A 20035-nucleotide genomic window follows, 5' to 3' on the forward strand; every position below is an offset into this window, starting at 1 on the left:
GGATAGCTGATAGAGATTGGATAAAATTAAGTTTTTATAAATTTTTCTTTTCGGCATCAAGCGCAACGAAATTTTTAATGGCCTCGTTGGGTTCAATGATATTGTGGCCGCTCCAGAAATCAGCGTTGTAGGTTTTAAAGGTTTTGTATTCAAAATCTTGGATGGCTGGAATATTATCGAGGCTGCCGGCACCCATGGCTTCGGTTTTGTAGACTACCAGCTGCAGCTTTTCTACCTCGCTCAGCCTTAGATTGAGGTCAAGGTCGAGTTCATTTTGTTTGCGGCGGCCTTTAACGTGCTTGTTCTTTTCAATAATGGTGAGCGGCCTTTTTATGCCCACGGTTTCCCCGGTTTCGCGCTCAAGGTAACTAAGGTTGTATTTTCCGGCTTCGTCTTTCACAAAGATCATTTTTCCGCGGTAAACATCATCGGCAGTACTTATTCCGAAGAGACGGAATTTCTTCAAAGGCTTCACATTCTCGTATTCCAAACGGTGCACTCCATAATCGAGAGTGTTCACATAGAGCCTGCCTTTAAAATCTGCTCCTCTCTTGGGTTCAAAGTCAATCACGTACACTGTGCTGTTGTCAATGTAGGCATAGCCGTTGAGCTCATACTTGTATTTATTTGACTTGTCAAAAAGGTTAAAAGTGATGTCTTCTTTCCAGAACATGCCGTTCAAAAGCCTTTTTACGTGCTTGCCAGAGCTCTCCTGTAAATATTTCCTGCTCTTAATGCTGTCTTTTTCTTTTTCCTGGGGCGTCTTTTCTTTATTTTCGGTAGTGATCATCAAGCCTTCTTGCAATTCATCTTCATCTACCTTAAACCCGATGATGCCCGATTTAATCTTGAGGTAAGACCGCTCTTTTATGGTGTTCATGAAGATAGTATTAAAATGCTGGGTCACTTCCTCAAGGTTTTTCATGCTTTGCGGGTTGTAGAGATTTGCTGCTTTGATGATATTGACCTTCTGGTTGTCGTAATTGCCGTACATATCGGCCAGGACTTCCTTGTAGGAGTCGGAGGTTTTGGGGATTTTTTCAGAGATCTCATCCATAAGGTGCTGGTCTATCCCGGCAATGGTACTTTTATCGACCTCCAGGTCAAAGCGGCGCACGTGGCTGGTGCCCGATTGTCTTAAGAAGACCCTCTTTTTGCTGTTGTCAAAGTTGTAATTGGTACTAACCTTTTCTTTTACTTTTTCAATGATCTCTTTTGCTGAAAGGTTTTTGCTGGAAAGAAATACCTCGCCGAGTTCTATAGAAGCCGGCTTCAGGTAAACAATTCCTTCGGAAATATCAGCGGGCGCAATTTCTGTTATTTCATAGCCAAGGGAAGAGATTTTGATAATTTCCGGAAGCCTGCCTTCTTCAGCATTATAACTGAAGAAGCCTTCTTCATTGGTGACCAGGCCGTGGTTTTCAGCAAAAATGATATTGGCGTAAGGGATAGATTGTTTTGTAGATGCATCGAGCACTCGCGCCTTAATTTCCTGGGCCTGAACCAATGCTGCCTGGAACAACAGAGTAAGAGTAAAGAGGAATTTCATTGAACTTGTTTAATTTATAGACGAGCTTCTGAAGAGAACGTTACAAAAAATGGAACTTCAGGATTAACAAAATACTAACTTAAAACAATTGGCAGCAGGAAAAGGGCTTATTAACTTTATTAAAAAGACCTTTTCTATGACACGATCTATCTGGAAATCAACCGATCCAAAAAATAATTTTCCCAGTTTAAATGAACATATTAATACTGAAATAGCCATAATTGGTGGGGGGATTACGGGAGTTACAACGGCCTACCTCCTGGCAAAGTCGGGTAAGAAAGTAGTACTGCTCGAAGCCGGAACCATTAGCGGCGGGACCACCGGAGATTCTACCGGGAACCTTTATGCAATGGTAGATAAGCGGCTGCATCACATACAAAGCAAATGGGATGAGGAGACGGCAGCCAATGTTGCGCGGTCGCGTGGGGAAGCGGTAGACCTTGTTGAGGAGCTGGTAAATAAATACCAGATAGATTGCAGTTTTAAACGGGTGCCCTGGTACCTGTTCAGTGAAACAGATCAGAAAGATGAGACCATAGAGAAGGAAATAGCTGCAGCTGCCAATTACAGGCTTAAGGTTGAAGAGCTGCAGGAGCTGCCGGTTCCGGTAAAGGTGAGCAAGGCCATAAAGGTAGAAGGCCAGGCCCAGTTCAATCCCGCGGCTTTTGTGAGGGGGCTGGCAGAAAAAATTGATGATGGGAACTGCCAGATCTATGAGAATTCAGAAGTTTATCACATTCAAAAAGAGGAAGAGCTGGTGCTCTCTACCATCACCGGGACAGTGACTGCCAAAAAGGTCATTTTAGCCACCCATACGCCCAAAGGCATCTATGGCCTGCAAACCGCACTTTATCCTTACCGCGAATATGCCATTGCGGCAAAGCTTAATTCGGGTGACTTTCCTGACGGAATCTATTGGGATACCGAAGCCGATTTCCATACTTCAATGCGTACCTACAGCAAGGGAGGAGATAATTTTGTGCTGGTTTTGGGCGGCCATCACAAGGTGGGCCAGGAGGATGATTACAGCCGTTTCTTCAGGAAACTGGAACAGCAGGCGAGAAAATATTTTGATGTTTCCGAAATATCCTATGAGTGGAGTGCACAGCATTATAAGCCTGCCGATGGGCTGCCATATATAGGTGAAAGTTCAGATGACAATATTTACATCGCCACAGGTTTTTCTACAGATGGGCTTACCTATGGAGTGCTTTCGGCCATGATACTCGACGATTTGCTGAATGGCAGAAAAAACGAGTGGAGCGATCTTTACAAAGCTTCAAGGTTTACCCCAGTCAAATCGGCAAAGAATTTTATCAATGAAAACCTTAATGTCGCCAAACAATATATTAAGGACCTGCCGGGAAAGGCCGAAGCCGGTTCATTTGATGAAATTGCTGCCGGGCAGGGAAAGGTGGTGGAAGTAGATAATGAAAAGTGGGCGGTATTTAAAGATGATACTGGGCAGGTGCATTGCCAGTCGGCCGTTTGTACTCACATGGATTGTATAGTAGACTGGAATGATGCCGAGAAAAGTTGGGATTGTCCCTGTCACGGAAGCAGGTTTAAGGCGACGGGAGAAGTGATTGAAGGTCCTGCTTTTTCACCACTGGACAAGAGAAGTATGAACCCTAAAAAGTAATTTGAGATGGTCATTACCGCTGTTATCTTAATTGGGATTGCTGTTTTTTTAGGTGCATACCTGCTTAGTTACGTACTTCAGCAAAAAATCCCTCCCAAGGGTATAGCCATAGCACATGGTACTGCGGCAGTTTTAGGAATAATAATACTGCTCATCTTTGCGCTCACCACGCAACAGCATCACAAACACTGGGACAGCCTGGTGATCTTTGCTACTGCTGCTGTGGTAGGGCTTTATCTTTTTTCCCGTGATCTAAGACATAAGGTGGTTCCCAAATGGCTGGCTGTGGTTCACGGGGCTGTAGGCCTGGGAGGTTTAGCCTGGATACTTATTCATGTTCTGCATTAAAAATATTGATAAATGATACGTTGGACCTATCCTGTTTTTGCTCTTTTTATACTTCTTGTACTAAGCTTTGGAATCCTTCTGACCATAAAGGAGGGGGTGGAAGTGGCCGGACTTGTTGAACCTCATCACAATCCAGAGAAGAGCAGGCTTACCATGCACCTTAAAAATACTACTCATATAAGAGGGAATACGGCCGAAATCTTTTCACAATTACAAGAGAGTATTCAGTTTGAAGAGGCAAAATCGGCAGCATTTGTTCCTACGCAGCAAAACTGGAAGCAATTTGTAAAACAGAGTATTACAGCCAATCCGCAGGCGAAACACGTAGTAGTTATATCAGCCGAAGAGCAGGAGGCACTGCAGTGGGCACTTCCGGCTATTTTCTATGCGAAATACCACAACTCTCCGCTTTTATTTACTGATGAAGTGGAGCGCAATGCTGAGCGGCTGGAGGGGAAAAAGATCTTTGCCGTGGGCCCAGGGAATTTTGAACACCTGCAGGGGCTGGAAAATGTAGTTCAGATTACGGCTTCAAGTCCGGCAGAACTGGCTGTAGAACTCGCAAAATACCGTGATGAAGAGACGGAGGTTGGCTGGGGGAGAAACCACGGCCGGCGCAACGGGTACTTCCACTATGTGGTAACCACACCATCTGAGGCTTTGAAAGGCCTTGCAGCCTTACCGCTGGCAAAATCGAATGCCGCTGCACTATTGTATGCAGGTGATAATGGCGGCCTGCCTGCAATAACCGATTCTTACATCTGGTCACAGCGTGCCGACTGGTTCACTACTCCTTCCGAAGGACCTTTTCGGCATTTTTGGGTGGTGACAAAGCAAATGAGCTATAAAGCTTTTGGAAGGCTCGATTTCTCGGTAGAAAAAGCTCCCTATGCCGACATGGGTGCGGTGGCACTTGGCCCTATGGAAGCCATAGTTATAATATTTATGGCTTTGGGAATTGCGGGTGCAATTTTCATCCTAATCCATTCCGCTTATACCTTGCCGGGGGTGATGTCGCCAATTAAAATAGCCTGGACCCAGGGTGCAGCATTTTTACCCATTTTAGGGGTTGTACTTTATTTTAATGCCTATCGCCGCCCTTTTTACTTTGAAGGAATGATGACCCGCTGGTTAAGGCCGCCGGGAATTCAGGCTGCCGCGGCAACAATGATGGGCTTTGGGTACGGTGCTCCCGCCATGATTGCCGTGGCATACCTCTTTGCTTATTTTGGCTTTCCCATATTCTTTTCTGAAGGAATAAATGACACCCTCTTTTGGGCAGGAGCAGGAATGCCCATAATGATGTTCGGGATGTACCTGGGAGCCTTGTTGCTTGTGATATTTCTCGTGCAGTATCCCATGAAAAATGCTATGATGGAACTTAAAGATGGCATGCTGCTATGGAAGGGGTTAAAAGTGGCATTTTTGAGCATGACTGCCGTGAGTTTGGGAATGATGAGCATGAGCTGGTGGATGATGATGGTGCATATTCCCATGATGCCCAAAGAAGATGACATCTTGTGGTTTGGTACGATGTGGATAGCTTCTTTTATAGGATTCCTGGTGGCCTGGCCCTTAAATTCTCTAATGATAAGAAACAATATTAAACATGGTAATCGCTAGAAATCCAATTTTGATCGCCTTTATTTCGATTTTCATTTTTTCCTGCGGAAAATCTGAAGGTCCGCCGGTAGATTCGGCTTTTCCATTACAGGAAGAGGCCAGTGTAACGGCATATACGGTAAGGCTGCCCGGTAGTGATCCCGAAACCCAGGCTATTATTTTATCCCAGACCGTGTATGCAGCCACAAGGGAAGATAATGCCGTGGGCGCTGTTATTTTGGTGCCACAGGATGAAGAAATTGCCTTTACTGCCATGCACAGGGTGACCCATATGCCCGTTAATGCCCCAATGCTGTATCTTGACGGCAACGGGCAAATATCTGATGCCACTTTTGAAGAATTGAAGCGTCTCAAGCCCGACGGGGTAATGCCCGATGGCCGAAACCAGGTTTATGCAGTAAACGTGCCGACAGCTGAGGTTGAACGGATTAGAAAAGAACTTAACTATAAAGTGCGGACTTTCAATGAGGAAGATCCTATTCTTCTGGCCGAATTGCTTGACCGGTGGCAGGCAGCCCTAAAATCAGACCACCCCGATGAGGTTTTGATCTCGGCTATTGATCATGAGGATGGTATTAAGCACGGTATGGGAGCTATGGGGTGGAACGCCCACATGGGTAAGGGCTTTGCCTGGGTATATAAAGACAGTATTCCGGCAGCCACCAAAGAGATCCTCAAAAGAAGGTTTGGAGACCATGGGGCTTATATGTACGTGACCGGCAATTCTAATGTTGTTTCAGACAAAGTGGTGAAGGAATTAGGCCGTTACGGACTGGTTCGGCGTATTGCAGGACCCACTGTATTTGCTTCCAGTACGGTGAATGCCGGTTACAAAGACTACGGAAGGAATTTTGGCTGGGGCTGGGATTGGGTAGCTCGTGATTTTGGCTGGGGAATTGCCCAGGCAGGCCATAATTATATTTTTTCAAATGCAGAAAATGTGCTGGGAACCATCCCTGCGGCTGTGTTGGGGCATATGGGAAAACACGGCCCCATCCTGCTGGTAGAAGAAGATAATATGCCGGGAGCAGTGAAGAGTTACCTGGAGATGGTAAAACCATTTCCCACAAATCCGCAGGAGACTATTCTGAATTTTGGCTGGATAATAGGAGATGATCAAATATTAACCCGAGACCTGCAAATGCAAATAGACAGTTATCTGTCCCCATTCCCATTGCGAGAGAGACAGGTAGTAGTTACCGACAGCACTAATCTAAATCTTGAACAATGAAAGAGACAAACAGGAGAGAAGAAGATTTAAAAGCCGGATATACCAATGAAGGGCCACAGGTAGTAGTTTACCGGCCTGTTATTTTGCATGCTGCTCTTATTGGGGCTCTAATATTTGGCGTTGTTCTGGCCATTGCAGGATACCTTATTGCAAACGGTACCTGGGCAATTGTAGACCTGGGGCAAATCTCGGCCCCATTTCCGGGTACCACAGCTGTCACTTTTGGAGGCGTGGGAATGGCATTGGGTGGATTAATAGGGGGGCTTTACGGTCTTTCCAGAATGTTGAGGGAACATAAAAAGAGCCGTAAATACTAAGTTAAAAATTATAAGGGTGGGGTGGGATTAAATTCCGCTGTCCCTAAAGAGTGGAATGGTTCCGGTGCTGTCGGGTTCCAGGGACTCTTCAAACTCACGGTCGAGCTCTGTTTCAAAATTTTCGGGGGTCTTCAGGAAAAGTTCGTTAAGCTGCAGCTTAAAATTTTCAAACTCGGTGACCATGTCTTCAGCAAGATCAAAGATCTCGTCGGGGTTTTTTTGTTTTTTGTTTGAGAGTTGGTGAAGTACCTGGGCTTTGGTGTAAAGTACATTTGTGCGTGCTTCTACAGCCGTACTCTGCAAAGAATCAGGAATGGTAGAGCGTAAGTTGTCCATGATCTGTACAAGATTATTGGCAGAAGTTACTATTTCCTGGCCTGTGCTGTTTTTCAATGCCTGTATTTCATTTTGTGCAGTGGCATAAGCCAGCCACTCTCCCGCAAGCTCCCGGGCTTGTGGAGATAGATTTACTACCCGGGTGGTATTCACCTCTAGCGGATCTAAAAATGATTTTTCAGAAGTAATTGTAGGAACCTGTGCTTCCTGTTTTTCCCCGCAGGAAAAGAAGAAGACCAGACTGAGGATGATAAAAATTTTTCTCATTTTCTAAAGGTATGCTTTTCACGCAGTTTTTAAGCCATTATTCGGCAAACGCCCCAGGTTTTTAAGACCGGGGAATTTCTCATCTTTCCTGAATTGAATATCTTTGCTGCTACTTAAAAAAGGAACATTTATGGCTTCAAAGATATTGATAATTGGTGCTTGCGGGCAAATAGGAACCGAACTTACCATGGCCTTGCGGGAAAAGCAGGGGAAAGACAGCGTAATTGCCTGTGATATCAGGGAAGGAAGCGCGGAGTTAATGGCGTCGGGGCCTTTTGAGATCGCCGATGCTACCAATTACCACCAGATTGAAGACCTGGTCATTCAATATGAGATTGATGAAGTTTATTTAATGGCAGCCATGCTTAGTGCTACCGCCGAAAAATTTCCCATGAAAGGCTGGGCTCTCAATATGGATTCCCTGTTCCACGTGCTTAACCTGGCAAAAGAGGGAAAAATAGCAAAGGTTTTCTGGCCTTCAAGTATAGCTGTGTTTGGACCTAGCACACCCAAGCAGGAGACGCCACAAACCACCGTTATGGAACCTTCTACCGTCTATGGAATCAGCAAACAGGCGGGAGAACGCTGGTGTGAGTATTACCACAGAAAATATGGGGTTGATGTGAGAAGCATTCGCTACCCGGGCCTGATAAGTTATAAAACCCTTCCCGGTGGAGGTACTACAGACTATGCTGTTGAGATATATCATGAGGCTTTAAAAACAGGAAAATACACTTCTTTCCTGAAAGAAGATACCGAGCTGCCAATGATGTATATGGATGATGCCATTAGAGCTACTATTTCCCTTATGGAAGCGCCGGCAGAAAATATTAAGATAAGGTCTTCCTATAATCTTTCTGCCCTCAACTTTACTCCCCATACACTGGCTGCTTCGATAAAACAACATGTTCCGGAATTTGAGATCTCTTATGCTCCCGATTTTAGACAGGCCATAGCCGATTCCTGGCCTTCAAGCATAGATGATTCTGCCGCCCGTGAAGACTGGGGCTGGGATCATGAATTTGACCTTGAGAAAATGACTTCCCAGATGCTCGAGGGCATTAAAGAAGTTCACCAGGTATAAAAATAAAAAAGTCCTGCACAGCGTGCAGGACTTTTTGGTTGAATAAAACTAATATACTATATATAATTAGTTGATCACGCGCACTCTGGTTGCGGTCAATCCTTTTCTTCCTTCTTCTTCAACGTACTCGACTTTGTCACCTTCGTTAATGGTTTCCCCATTAAGACCTGTAACGTGTACGAAGATGTCTCTTCCTGTCTCGTCGTTAGTAATGAATCCGTAACCTTTTGATTCATTGAAAAATTTAACTGTACCTTCCATTGTAAAAAAATAATAATTAATAAAGTACAAACATAGGTGAATTATTGAAACAGGAGTTAATCAAATTGTTATTTATTTCTAAAAATTTTAAAACGTGGAAGTTACTTCTTTTTCCGATCGTTCATTTTTTTCAAATTTTCTTCGGAAAGGGTGTAATCTTTCAATTTTTTTCCGCGCCAGCGAAGCACCAGGAACATGGGCAAAAGAAAGAAAACAGTGGCAAGAACAGAGAGCCCGATAATCCTGTCTCCCAATGCCTGGTCATCCTGCATGATGTAGAACCCCACTAAAAAGGAGATTCCAATTAAAACGGCTACTATCTGCGTGAGAATTGATAAGATTTTCATACGGTTACTTCTATTAATTTCCTCCTGTATGCTGTAAGGAGTTTAGATTTAGATACAAACCCAAGATACTTATTCTTTCGCACTACCGGAAGGTTCCAGGCATCACTTTCCTGGAATTTTTTCATGATTGTTTTTGGGCTGTCTTTTTCTTCATCAATAATATCGGGTGCAGCCTGCATGAGCTCTTCAATCTTCACGATGTCATAGAGCTTTTTGTCAAACATGATGGGCCTTATGTCATCAAGCAAAAGAATTCCCATAAAATTATTGTCGCTGTCAACTACAGGAAAAATATTCCGCGAAGACTTTACCACCCCTTCCTTTACAATCTCACCCAGGGTCATGCCTGTTTTTAAAGGAATAAAGTTTCTTTCTATGACCTGCTTAATATTCATAAGGGTGAGCACGGCGTGGTCTTTATTATGGGTGATCAATTCCCCGCGTTTAGCCAGTTCACTTGTATATACTGAATGTGGCAGGAACCGGGTTGTGATCATAAAAGATATGGCTGCAGTGATCATGAGGGGTACAAAAAGTTCATACCCGTGAGTGAGTTCAGCAATAAGGAAGATAGCAGTAAGGGGCGCCTGCAGCACTCCTGCCATAAGCCCTGCCATTCCCACCAGGGTAAAATTACTTACCGAAAGTGGATTTTTTAACACGTTGATGTGGTTCATGAACAAGGCGAAACAATGCCCCATGGTGCTTCCCATGAAAAGAACAGGTGCAAATATGCCGCCAATCCCTCCGGCATTAAAAGTGAGCGAGGTCGCTACAATTTTAAAGATCACCAGGCCGGCCAGAAGGGCAATAATCACCCAGAAATTATCAAGATATTCATTAAAAAGGCTGCTCCCCAAAGCTTCGAGATAATCTTCCTGCAGCAAATTGTTGATCACGTTATAACCTTCCCCATACAGTGGCGGAATAAGAAACAGAAGCACACCCAGTGCTCCTCCTCCAACAAGTAGCCGGTGAAAGGGAGATTCTAAACGTTTAAATTGTGTATTAATCCAGAAGTAAACTTTTGTGAAATAGATGGAGCAGAGGCTTGCCAGTACTCCCAGAAGGATATAGTAAGGCACATCGCTCATCTCGAAACTGTCCTTGAGGCTGAAAGGCAGAATAATATCTGATCCAAAGAAGAAATACGAAGTGAGGATTGCAGAAACCGAAGCCAGCAATAAGGGCAGGAGCGAGGCCAGGGTAAGGTCAAGGCTGAACACTTCAATCGCAAAAATGATAGCCGCAATAGGAGCTTTAAAGATGCTTGACATGGCTCCGGCTGCCGCGCAACCAATAAGCAGGGTGCGGGTGGCCTGGTTCATGTTAAATGCTCTCGAAATATTTGACCCCAGGGAGGCACCGGTGGCCACCGTGGGCCCTTCCAACCCCACAGACCCTCCAAAACCTACTGTGATAGGGGCTGTAAGAAGCGAGGCATACATTTGCATGGGCTTCATAAGCCCTTTTTTCTTGGAGATAGCGTATAAAGTAGAAGGGATGCCGTGCCCAATGGGCTGTCTTATTCCATATCTCACTATAAGCAGGGTAAGTGCAAGCCCTACAATTGGAAAGATGAAATAGAATGCGTGGTGATAGTTAACAATCAACTCCCCTTCAAGCAAACGCTGAATAAAGTGGGTGAGGTTCTTTATCAATACCGCTGCCAGCCCGGCGGTAAAGCCTATGAGTGCCGCCAGTATCATTACGAACTGCTGCAAAGAAAGGTGTTTGGTTCTCCAAATCAAAAACCTTGTAAATAAAGGGTTCCTGCTCTTAGCATTCATATCAATAATGACAAAAATGTCCTGCACTGCAGGACATTTTATTTAAGTGTTAACTTATAACTTCTAAGTTTAGCTCTTTCAGCTGGTCTTCGCTTATTCTTGCCGGAGCATCGATCATTACATCCCGGCCCGAATTATTCTTTGGGAAAGCGATATAATCGCGTATGGTTTCCTGGCCACCTAAGATAGCAACTAACCTATCAAAACCAAAAGCTATTCCTCCATGCGGGGGTGCCCCATACTGAAAAGCGTCCATGAGAAAACCGAACTGTGCCTTCGCTTCTTCGGGAGTAAATCCAAGGTGGTTGAACATCATGGCCTGGGTATTCTTATTGTGAATTCTTATTGAACCTCCCCCAATCTCATTTCCATTAAGAACCAAGTCGTAGGCATTTGCCCGTACTTTGCCAGGTTCGGTGTCAAGTAATTTGATGTCTTCAGGTTTTGGGGAAGTGAACGGGTGGTGCATGGCGTGGTATCGCCCTGTTTCTTCATCCCATTCTAAAAGGGGAAAATCAACCACCCATAAGGGCGCAAACTCGTCGGCTTTCCTTAAGCCCAGTTCATTACCCAGGTGCATGCGCAGTGTACTTAACCGGGTACGGGTCTTATCGGCATCACCGGCCATTACCAGGACAAGGTCACCGGCTTTTGCTCCTGTTCTCTCTGCCCAGGTTTTAAGGTCTTCTTCCGAATAAAATTTGTCAACCGAAGATTTTAAAGTGCCATCTTCATTGTATTTTGCCCAAACCAGTCCGTTGGCACCAATCTGGGGCCTTTTTACCCATTCAATCAGTTTATCGATCTCTTTCCTTGTGTACGAAGCCGCACCCGGAACCGCGATTCCCACTACCAGTTCCTGCTGGTCAAAAACATTAAAGCCTTTGTGCTTTGCAAGATCGTTCAGCTCACCGAATTCCATTCCAAAGCGAATGTCGGGTTTGTCATTTCCGTATTTCTTCATGGCCTGCTCGTAAGTCATGCGTGGGAATTCAGTAATCTCAACGCCTTTCACTGCTTTGATGAGCCTGCGTGTAAAATCTTCAAAAGTGTTTAAAATATCTTCCTGCTCCACAAAAGCCATTTCACAGTCAATTTGTGTGAATTCCGGCTGCCTGTCTGCACGCAAATCTTCGTCTCTAAAACATTTTACGATCTGGAAATATTTATCCATTCCGCCTACCATAAGCAGTTGCTTAAAGGTTTGTGGCGACTGGGGCAGGGCGTAAAACTGCCCTTCGTTCATGCGGCTGGGAACCACAAAATCTCTCGCACCTTCGGGCGTCGATTTTATTAAAACCGGCGTTTCAACTTCAATAAATTCTTTTTCTGATAGAAGTTTGCGTACTTCCATAGCCACTTTACTTCGGAAGATGAGCTTGTTCTTTACCGGGTTACGTCTTATATCAAGGTAGCGGTATTTCATCCTGAGGTCTTCGCCCCCGTCAGTTTCATCTTCTATGGTAAACGGCGGAAGTTGAGCCGAATTGAGGATAGTTAATTCTGAAACCAGGATCTCCACATCCCCTGTTGGCATGTTTGGGTTTTTCGATTCCCTTTCTATCACTTCCCCCTTAACCTGAATCACAAACTCCCTACCCAGCTGTGTGGCTTTCTCCATGATTTCTTTGGGAGTTCGCTGCTCGTCAAAAATAAGCTGGGTAAGACCATACCTGTCCCGTAGATCAACCCATATCATAAAGCCTTTATCCCTTGTCTTTTGCACCCATCCCGAGAGGGTTACTTGCTTTCCTTGGTCTTCAATTCTTAATTCCCCGCAGGTATGACTTCTGTACATAGTGGTTTTGATCTTTTAGAGGGGCAAAAATAAGAAGAACTCACGGGATTGAAAGAAGAATGGAATAAGTAATCGATAAAATTTAAAACTAAATTTGAAGAAGGGTCAAAAATGGCATTTTTGGAAGGGAATATTAAAAATGGAGTTACCACGACTCACGAATGTTTTTTCTGAAGGATTTGTAAATCCCTGCCACAGTTACCTGGGAACTTCAATTTCCTCCCTGCCAAACAGGGGTAAATTGGAATTTGGTGCTTGGATATTTCATTTTTACCACGTGTGTTAGTTTTTGCCACAAATCCATGAATTTTTTTCTGAAGGTTTTGTAAATCCCTGCCACAGATGCACAGATGTTTTTTACCTGGGAACTTCTATTTCGTCCCTGCCAAACAGGCGCAGATTGGAATTTGGTGCTTGGATATTTCATTTTTATCACGTGTGTTAGTTTTTGCCACAAATCCACGAATGTTTTTTCTGAAGTTTTTGTAAATCCCTGCCACAGATGCACAGATGTTTTTTACCTGGGAATTTCAATTTCCTCCCTGCCAAACAGGCGTAAATTGGAATTTGGTGCTTGGGTATTTCATTTTTACCACGTGTGAACTGATTTCTTCAGCTAAAATTTCAGCATAAAAAAAGCTGCACATCGCTGCGCAGCTTTTCTTCAAATTTATTTCTAGTCTTAGTGATGGATTCTTGTAAAATGTACTTTATCGTTAATCGCATTAAGGATAAAATTCTCGTCAAGACCATTCACGATCCAGGTTTCAATTTTGGCTTTCTGGGTGATTTCGGCAGCCGAAACTTTTGATTCCATTCCGCCGGTACCGTGGGTGGATTTGGTTTCGCTCATCACTTCTTTCTTAAGCTCTTCCAAATCGCTCACCTTGCGGATGGTCTCCGGGGTTTTTGCCTCAATTGTACCTTTTTTGTAAACCCCATGCGTGTTTGTCGCAATGATAAAAAGGTCTACATCGAGCAAGGCTGCTGTTTGTGCAGCAAGATTATCGTTATCACCAAACTTGATGGCATCGGTAGAAGAGGTGTCATTCTCGTTTATAATTGGAATGTAGTCGTTCTTCACCAGCACATTTACGGTGTTAATGATGTTTTGACGGGAATCTTCATTGCTAAAGTCGTTGGGCGACAGCAAACACTGGCCTATTAGCAATCCAAGTTCCCTGAAGCTTTCCTGGAAAATTCGCATGAGGTGCGGCTGCCCAATGGAGGCCAAAGCCTGCTTTACATCTATATTCTCGCCGCTGCGTTCAAGGTTCACAAATTGCTTGGCTACAGCTACAGCCCCCGAACTGATGATCACGAACTCGTAATCGTCTTTTAAGGCGGCAATCTGCCGGCCTATATCCTCAATTTTTCCTCTCGAAATATGGTCGGTTTCTCTGGTTAGCGTATTAGAACCTAATTTTAAAAGTATCCTCTTTTTCTTCTTTGGAGTTTCCATTTGTATATTATTCTGTTCTAAAATTTTATCGAGTTTGTCCATTTCCGTGAATATACCATTTATTGGTTACTAAATGCTGAAGGCCAATGGGCCCACGCTGGTGTAGTTTATCTGTACTAATGGCAAGCTCTCCACCAAGTCCTAATTGTCCGCCATCAGTAAATCTGGTCGAAGCATTGTGGTAAACTGCTGCGTTATCTACATTTTCCATGAATTTTTGCGCAGCCTTGTCGTCTTTTGAAATAATGGAAGCCGAATGCCCGCCAGAATATTTGTTGATCTTGGCAATAGCTTCAGTTACCGAATCTACTTCCCCTATCAATGCTTTATAGTCGAGAAATTCCTCATACCACTCATCTTCGCTCTTAAGAGGTCTTGTTCCGTCAAGATCTTCAAGAGACCTGTCGGCAATAATCTCTACATTGTGCTCCTTCAGGGTGTCTAAAAGCTCATTTATGAACTCTTTTTTATTCGGAAGCCTTGAATCGATCAATACTTTATCTACGGCGTTACAGGCCGAAATTTTTCCTGTTTTACCGTTTAAGATCACATCAAGGGCAATATTGGTATCGGCATTTTCGTGGATGTAAACGAAGTTGTTTCCGCGTCCGCTCACTATCACCTGTGCCGAAGAATTTTCTTTAACGAATTTAATAAGGCGTTCTCCCCCACGTGGTACCACAAGGTCTACCTGCTGATTTGGGTTGGCGAGAAACTCCTGAGTCTGTTTTCTGTCAAACTGAAGGTATTCTACCCAGTTTGGAGAAATATTGTTCTCTTCAAGGGCCTGGTGCCAAAGTTTTACAATTTCCAGGTTTGAATTAAGGGATTCTTTTCCTCCTTTAAGAAGGATCTTGTTGCCCGATTTAAAGGCAATCCCTGCAGCCTCGACAGTTACATCGGGCCTTGATTCATAAATGATCATTACGGTTCCAAAAGATGCGGTTCTGTTGTAAACCTGCATGCCGTTTTCATGCTTAAAGCTGAATCTTTCCACTCCTACCGGGTCTTCCTGGGAAGCCAGGTGCTTTAAAGAGCTTATCATGCCTTCAATTTTGGCATCATCAACTTTTAACCGGTCTTCCATGGCCAGATCATCCCCCGAATAACTGTCGAGGTCGATCTTATTTGCTTTTAAAATATTGTCTTTTTCCTTTTCCACAAGATTTGCCATTGAGACCAAAACTGCGTTACGTTCATCAATGGTTAACTGAGTGTTCATTCGTTGAATTTTAATTAATAATTAAATTGTTCTGCCCTTAAGTGTCCAAACACTTTGCCAGACTGCCTATATATAAAAAAACCTCCAGTTTTATCTGGAGGTTTCCCATATTAAGGCTCAAAAATGGCATTTTAGGAAGACGATTTTTCCCTCCTGTTTCGCACTTTTACACGACCTCTGTTCACAAGGTAAAGCATGGCCGGAACCACCACCAGGGTTAGGAAGGTAGCGAAAATAAGGCCAAAGATAACCGTCCAGGCCAGTGGCCCCCAAAAGATTACGTTGTCCCCTCCAATATAGACCTGGGGGGCATAATCTGTAAAAAGGGAGAAGAAATCTATGTTTAGTCCTATTGCGAGGGGGATAAGGCCCAAAACTGTCGTAATGGCAGTTAAAAGCACAGGCCGCAATCTTGACTTGCCTCCCTCCACAATCATCTCAAAATACTGGCCTTTTGTCAGTAGGTCCTTGTCGTCTATTCCAAGACTGTTTTTTTTGCGGTCAATAAGAATCTGGGTGTAATCTACCAGTACAATGGCATTGTTCACCACAATTCCCGCGAGGGAGATGATACCCATCATGGTCATAATGATGATAAAATCCATTTGGAAAACAACCAGCCCAAAGAACACTCCTGCCAAAGACAGGAATACGGCTATGAGAATAATCAATGGTTTTGGAATGGAGTTGAACTGGGCAACCAGGATGAGGAGAATTCCGCCCAGGCCTATTAAAAGGGCTTTGAGCAGGAATGACATATTTTCCTGTTGCTTTTCCTGTTCTCCTGTAAATTCCAGGGAAATGTTTTCGGGTAGTTCATAAGAAGCGAGTTCTTTTTGAAGCTGCTCTACAATGGCATTTCCGTTGTAGCCTTCCAGGACATTTGAGTAAAGCGTGATCACACGTTTTAGGTCCTTCCTCTTAATTGCACTAAAGGAAGAGGTAAGTTGGGTTTTGGTGACCGAAGAAATAGGCACCTGTACAATATTCCCGGTGCTTTGGTTTTTGAAAGTGACAGGCTGGTTAAAGAGCGCATTTTCATTGTACCGCAAATCTTCATTGAACCTCACATTTATAGGGTAATCTTCATCACCCTCCTTAAAAGTGGAAATTTCTTCCCCGTAAATCGCCCTTCTTAAGGTTTGTCCCACCGCACCTGTAGAGACGCCAAGTTGCCCTGCCTTCACGCGATCTACCTGCACATTGAGCTCAGGTTTTGATTTGTTCACGTCTATTTGCAGCTCTTCAATACCCGGGATGTTCATTTCTTCGATATGCTTTCTCAGGTCTTCGGCGGTTATGAGCATTTGCTCATAATCTTCTCCTTTCAATTCGATATTGATAGGATAACCTACCGGTGGCCCTGCAGCGTCTTTTTCAACGATTACAGAAGCGCCGGGGAAACCCTGCACGGCATCACGCACCTCCGAAAGTACATGGCTGCTCCTCACGCCGCGCCTGTCTTTGAACTCGCGCATGGTGAGCGTAACCTTTCCCTTGTGCGGCATGTCATTTTGCTGGCCACCATCGGTTTGCGGATTTCCGGCACCGCGACCCACTTGTGAGATAGCCGACTCTACCATGAAATTGTAACCGTCTTCGTCCTCGTACTTCTCTATCACGTCAAAAACCCGCTGCTCAATTTGTTTGGTGATCTTATTGGTCTTTTCAATATCGGTCCCTTCGGGCAGTTCTATATAAGTGATGATCTGGTTGGGCTCATTTTCGGGGAAAAAGAGCACCTTCGGCTGTACAATGCTCACCAGGATAAAAGACAGAATGAGCATGGCCAGTGTTCCGAAGAAAACCAGGTAAGAATTCTTTCCGCGGAGAGAAAAACGCAGGGTAGCTTCATACTTTTTCTCCAGCTTTTTCAAAGCCCTGTACTGGAAGAAATCTACCCAGCTGCTCAAAAAATATTTGTAGGCCCACATTAAAATGGCTGCGAGTACAGAGAGATTTCCGGCTGCCCTAAGAGCACCCATGTCAAGTACAAACCCGGCAATGAGGAGTATTATTCCCACCCCCGTCAAAATAGCGCTTATGCGGATAAGTTTTTTCCTTGTGAGTTCCTTTTCTTCAGTCTTCATGAATTCTGAAGTCAGCATCGAGTTGATGATAAGGGCAACAAAGAGGGAAGAGCCCAGCACAATAGATAAGGTAATGGGGAAGTAGACCATGAACTTTCCTATGGTTCCCGGCCACAATGCCAGTGGGAAAAAGGCTGCAAGTGTCGTCGCGGTAGAAGCAATAATGGGCCAGGCAATCTCGCCCACCCCCTGTTTTGCCGCTTTGATCCTGGGCACTCCCTGGTCCATGAGGCTGTACACGTTTTCTACCACCACAATCCCGTTATCTACCAGCATTCCCAGCCCCATTACCAGGGCAAACAGCACCATGGTGTTAAGGGTAAAGCCTATGCTCGATAATATGATAAAGGAGAGGAACATAGAAAGCGGGATGGCAAAGCCCACAAAAAGGGCATTGCGGAAGCCCAGGAAAAACATGAGCACCAGTACCACCAGGATGACCCCAAAAACGATGTTGTTCACCAGGTCGTCTACCATATTCCTGGTAGTGGTAGACTGGTCGTTTGAGTAAGAGATGTGAAGATCGTCGGGGAGGCTTGTTTCCTGCTCTTCTTTAACTATGGCCTTAATATTCTCAATGGCCTCGATCATATTTTTTCCGCCGCGCTTCTTGATATCGAGCATCACCACAGGCTGCCCGTACTCACGTGCGAAAGTGGTAGGTTCCTGTTCCTGGAAATTGATTTCGGCTATATCCCTTAAAAAGACATTCCCGTCTTCCCTTTTTACAATGACGTTCCTGAGTTCATCGGGATCGGTTACTTCGCCCAGTATCCTGATATTCTTCTGAATACCGCCGGTTACCACATTGCCGCCCGAGATGGTCTGGTTCTCTGAGCTCACGGCATTAATAATGTCCTGGAAGCTCACTTTTGAAGCCGTCATCTTGTAGATATCTACAGCGATCTCCACCTCTTTTTCTTCGGCACCCCTCACAGAAGCTTCTTTTATCTGCGGAAGAAGCTCAATCCTGTCCTGCAGGTATTCAGCGTATTCCTTTAATTTTTGCACCGGGTAGTCGCCCGTAAGGTTGACGTTGAGGATAGGCATTTCTTCGGAAATATTGAGGTCGAACACGTTAGGCTCTACTTTGGCACCATTGTCGAGCGTGGGCCAGGTGGTTGCTGCCTTTTGCTGGTCAACTTTGTCTTTTACCTTTTGTTTTGCGGCATCTACCGAAATATCTTCGTCAAATTCAACGATCACCAGCGAGTAATCCTGGAGGGTAGTTGAAGAAATATCCTGCACCCCGGCAATATTGTTGAATTCTTCTTCGAGCGGCTCTGTGATGAATTTTTCAACATCTTCGGCTGAATTACCGGGGTTTACCGAGCTCACGTAGATCTTGGTCTCCACAACTTCAGGAAAAGATTCCCGCGGCATGCTGTAGTATGACATGAGGCCGCCAATAAAAATGATGGCGACGATGACATACACCGTCATGCGGTTATCAATGGCCCAGGAAGAAAGTTTAAATTCTTTGTCTAATTTCATCTTAGTTCAATGCATTGGGATTAGCAATCTCTACCTCTTCACCTTCCTGAATGCCACGGGCGCCACTGGTGATGAGTAAGTCTCCCGCCTGCAGGCCAGAAAGTACTTCCACCGAATTGTCATACGCCATTCCTGTTTTAAGGACCCTCTTTTGAGCTACGCCTGTAGAGTCGGTTTCTTTTTCAACCACAAAAGCCACATTCTCGCCGGCAGAATTTTTCTGGATCAGGTTTTCAGGAACAATAATGGCATTTTCGGAAGTGTAATCATTGATCCTAACGGTGGCGATGAGGTTGGGTTTTACCTGTTCCTGGCTGGGCGGTACTGCGACCTGGATCTCGAAGGTGCGGTTGTCGGGATTTACAAAATTCCCTACCTGGCGCACGGTGCTGGTAAAGGAAGTGCCGGTAGCCGCAATGTCTACCATCACTTCGGTTCCTTTTTCAATGCTTCCCAGGTAAGATTCGGGTACTGCGGCGGTAATGTACATGTCAGACAAATTTATGAGCCTGAAAAGCCTGCTCTGCCCGGGGCTCACTACTTCTCCCTGTTCTGTAAAAATCTCATCTATCACGCCGCTAAAAGGGGCCCTAACCACTGTTTTTGCCAGTTGCGAACGCATCTGGTTCACCGAATTTTGCAGGGCCTCATAATTGGTTTTTGCTTCCAGGTACTGTATCTCGCTGCCTATATTTTGTTCCCACAATCTTTGCTGCCTTTCAAAAGTGGTTTTGGCGAGGGCTGCCTGGGCTTCCATTTGTGCCAGCTGACTCGACAAGCCGCCTTCGTCAATTCTTGCCAGAATTTGCCCTTTTTGAACCCTGTCGCCTTCCTCTACCCTAATATTCTGAAGAATTCCCGAATATTCAGGATAAATAATGATATTCTGGCGGGTTTCCACGTCCCCGGGCAGTTCAACATAGTGTTTGAAGAGAGAATCGGAGATCTTTTTAGTGCTTACCAGGGCATAAGCCTTATTTTCGGCCAGTTTTTCGATGGCTGCATCCAATTTTGCGATTTGCGAGGAGAGCTCACTTTGCCGGGCACTTAAATCGGCTTTTTTGGCCCTTATCTCACTCAGGTCGCCATTTTCAATAATTCCTTCAACAGAATCACTTTTTCCGCAGGAAACAAGGAGGAGGAGAATTACGGGGATGAGGTTTATCTTTTTCAT

At 44.7% G+C, this 20035-nt stretch carries 16 protein-coding genes; 6 read left to right on the top strand and 10 right to left on the bottom strand.

The features are described from left to right. Positions 1 to 34: 34 nt before the first annotated feature. Positions 35 to 1549, bottom strand: a complete 1515-nt coding sequence (locus tag JRG66_RS08560) for a peptidase associated/transthyretin-like domain-containing protein (RefSeq protein WP_265162349.1) — start codon at positions 1547 to 1549, stop codon at positions 35 to 37. Between the two features lie 136 nt (positions 1550 to 1685). Here JRG66_RS08560 and JRG66_RS08565 point away from each other — a divergent pair, with 136 nt between their 5' ends. From JRG66_RS08565 to JRG66_RS08585, 5 genes are read left to right on the top strand one after another with little or no spacing between them, the layout of a single operon-like run. After that, the gene (locus JRG66_RS08565) at positions 1686 to 3191 is read left to right on the top strand and encodes an FAD-dependent oxidoreductase (RefSeq protein WP_265162350.1); all 1506 of its coding nucleotides are present in this window, start codon (positions 1686 to 1688) and stop codon (positions 3189 to 3191) included. Between the two features lie 6 nt (positions 3192 to 3197). Next, the gene (locus tag JRG66_RS08570) at positions 3198 to 3539 is read left to right on the top strand and encodes a hypothetical protein (RefSeq protein ID WP_265162351.1); all 342 of its coding nucleotides are present in this window, start codon (positions 3198 to 3200) and stop codon (positions 3537 to 3539) included. Between the two features lie 12 nt (positions 3540 to 3551). Next, on the top strand, positions 3552 to 5162 hold the full coding sequence (locus JRG66_RS08575) for a DUF4396 domain-containing protein (RefSeq protein WP_265162352.1): 1611 nt from the start codon (positions 3552 to 3554) through the stop codon (positions 5160 to 5162). Further along, a complete protein-coding gene (locus tag JRG66_RS08580; protein WP_265162353.1) occupies positions 5149 to 6393 on the top strand; it encodes a hypothetical protein in 1245 nt (414 codons plus the stop codon). Before JRG66_RS08575 ends, JRG66_RS08580 begins: the two co-directional genes overlap by 14 nt. After that, a complete protein-coding gene (locus tag JRG66_RS08585; protein WP_265162354.1) occupies positions 6390 to 6710 on the top strand; it encodes a hypothetical protein in 321 nt (106 codons plus the stop codon). The genes JRG66_RS08580 and JRG66_RS08585 overlap by 4 nt, the downstream gene beginning before the upstream one ends. A 27-nt stretch (positions 6711 to 6737) precedes the next feature. Here JRG66_RS08585 and JRG66_RS08590 read toward each other — a convergent pair whose 3' ends face one another. Beyond that, positions 6738 to 7313: a hypothetical protein gene (locus JRG66_RS08590; RefSeq protein ID WP_265162355.1), complete on the bottom strand. Its 576-nt coding sequence runs from the start codon at positions 7311 to 7313 to the stop codon at positions 6738 to 6740. Positions 7314 to 7443: 130 nt separating this feature from the next. Between JRG66_RS08590 and JRG66_RS08595 the strand changes: the two genes are divergently transcribed. After that, the gene (locus tag JRG66_RS08595) at positions 7444 to 8397 is read left to right on the top strand and encodes an NAD-dependent epimerase/dehydratase family protein (RefSeq protein WP_265162356.1); all 954 of its coding nucleotides are present in this window, start codon (positions 7444 to 7446) and stop codon (positions 8395 to 8397) included. Between the two features lie 66 nt (positions 8398 to 8463). On the opposite strand, the gene JRG66_RS08600 is transcribed toward JRG66_RS08595, so the two are convergent. The 8 genes from JRG66_RS08600 to JRG66_RS08635 form a co-directional block, all read right to left on the bottom strand. Continuing rightward, positions 8464 to 8658, bottom strand: coding sequence for a cold-shock protein (locus JRG66_RS08600; protein ID WP_265162357.1), 195 nt, complete (start codon positions 8656 to 8658; stop codon positions 8464 to 8466). A 101-nt stretch (positions 8659 to 8759) separates the two neighbouring features. Beyond that, complete coding sequence (locus tag JRG66_RS08605; RefSeq protein WP_265162358.1) at positions 8760 to 9005, bottom strand: hypothetical protein; 246 nt, start codon at positions 9003 to 9005, stop codon at positions 8760 to 8762. After that, entirely contained in the window at positions 9002 to 10795 is a 1794-nt protein-coding gene (locus JRG66_RS08610) for a chloride channel protein (protein ID WP_265165428.1), read from the bottom strand. Before JRG66_RS08610 ends, JRG66_RS08605 begins: the two co-directional genes overlap by 4 nt. A 49-nt stretch (positions 10796 to 10844) precedes the next feature. Continuing rightward, positions 10845 to 12593, bottom strand: coding sequence for an aspartate--tRNA ligase (aspS, locus tag JRG66_RS08615; protein WP_265162359.1), 1749 nt, complete (start codon positions 12591 to 12593; stop codon positions 10845 to 10847). A 682-nt stretch (positions 12594 to 13275) separates the two neighbouring features. Next, a complete protein-coding gene (gene proB, locus JRG66_RS08620) occupies positions 13276 to 14055 on the bottom strand; it encodes a glutamate 5-kinase (protein ID WP_265162360.1) in 780 nt (259 codons plus the stop codon). A gap of 25 nt (positions 14056 to 14080) precedes the next feature. Further along, on the bottom strand, positions 14081 to 15277 hold the full coding sequence (locus tag JRG66_RS08625) for a glutamate-5-semialdehyde dehydrogenase (protein ID WP_265162361.1): 1197 nt from the start codon (positions 15275 to 15277) through the stop codon (positions 14081 to 14083). 131 nt (positions 15278 to 15408) lie between these two features. Continuing rightward, complete coding sequence (locus JRG66_RS08630) at positions 15409 to 18861, bottom strand: efflux RND transporter permease subunit (RefSeq protein ID WP_265162362.1); 3453 nt, start codon at positions 18859 to 18861, stop codon at positions 15409 to 15411. A gap of 1 nt (position 18862) precedes the next feature. Continuing rightward, positions 18863 to 20035 carry an efflux RND transporter periplasmic adaptor subunit gene (locus JRG66_RS08635; RefSeq protein WP_265162363.1) on the bottom strand — a complete coding sequence of 391 codons (1173 nt, stop codon included), beginning with the start codon at positions 20033 to 20035 and terminating at the stop codon, positions 18863 to 18865.

The sequence above is a fragment of the Salinimicrobium tongyeongense genome (assembly GCF_026109735.1).
Lineage (GTDB): Bacteria > Bacteroidota > Bacteroidia > Flavobacteriales > Flavobacteriaceae > Salinimicrobium > Salinimicrobium tongyeongense.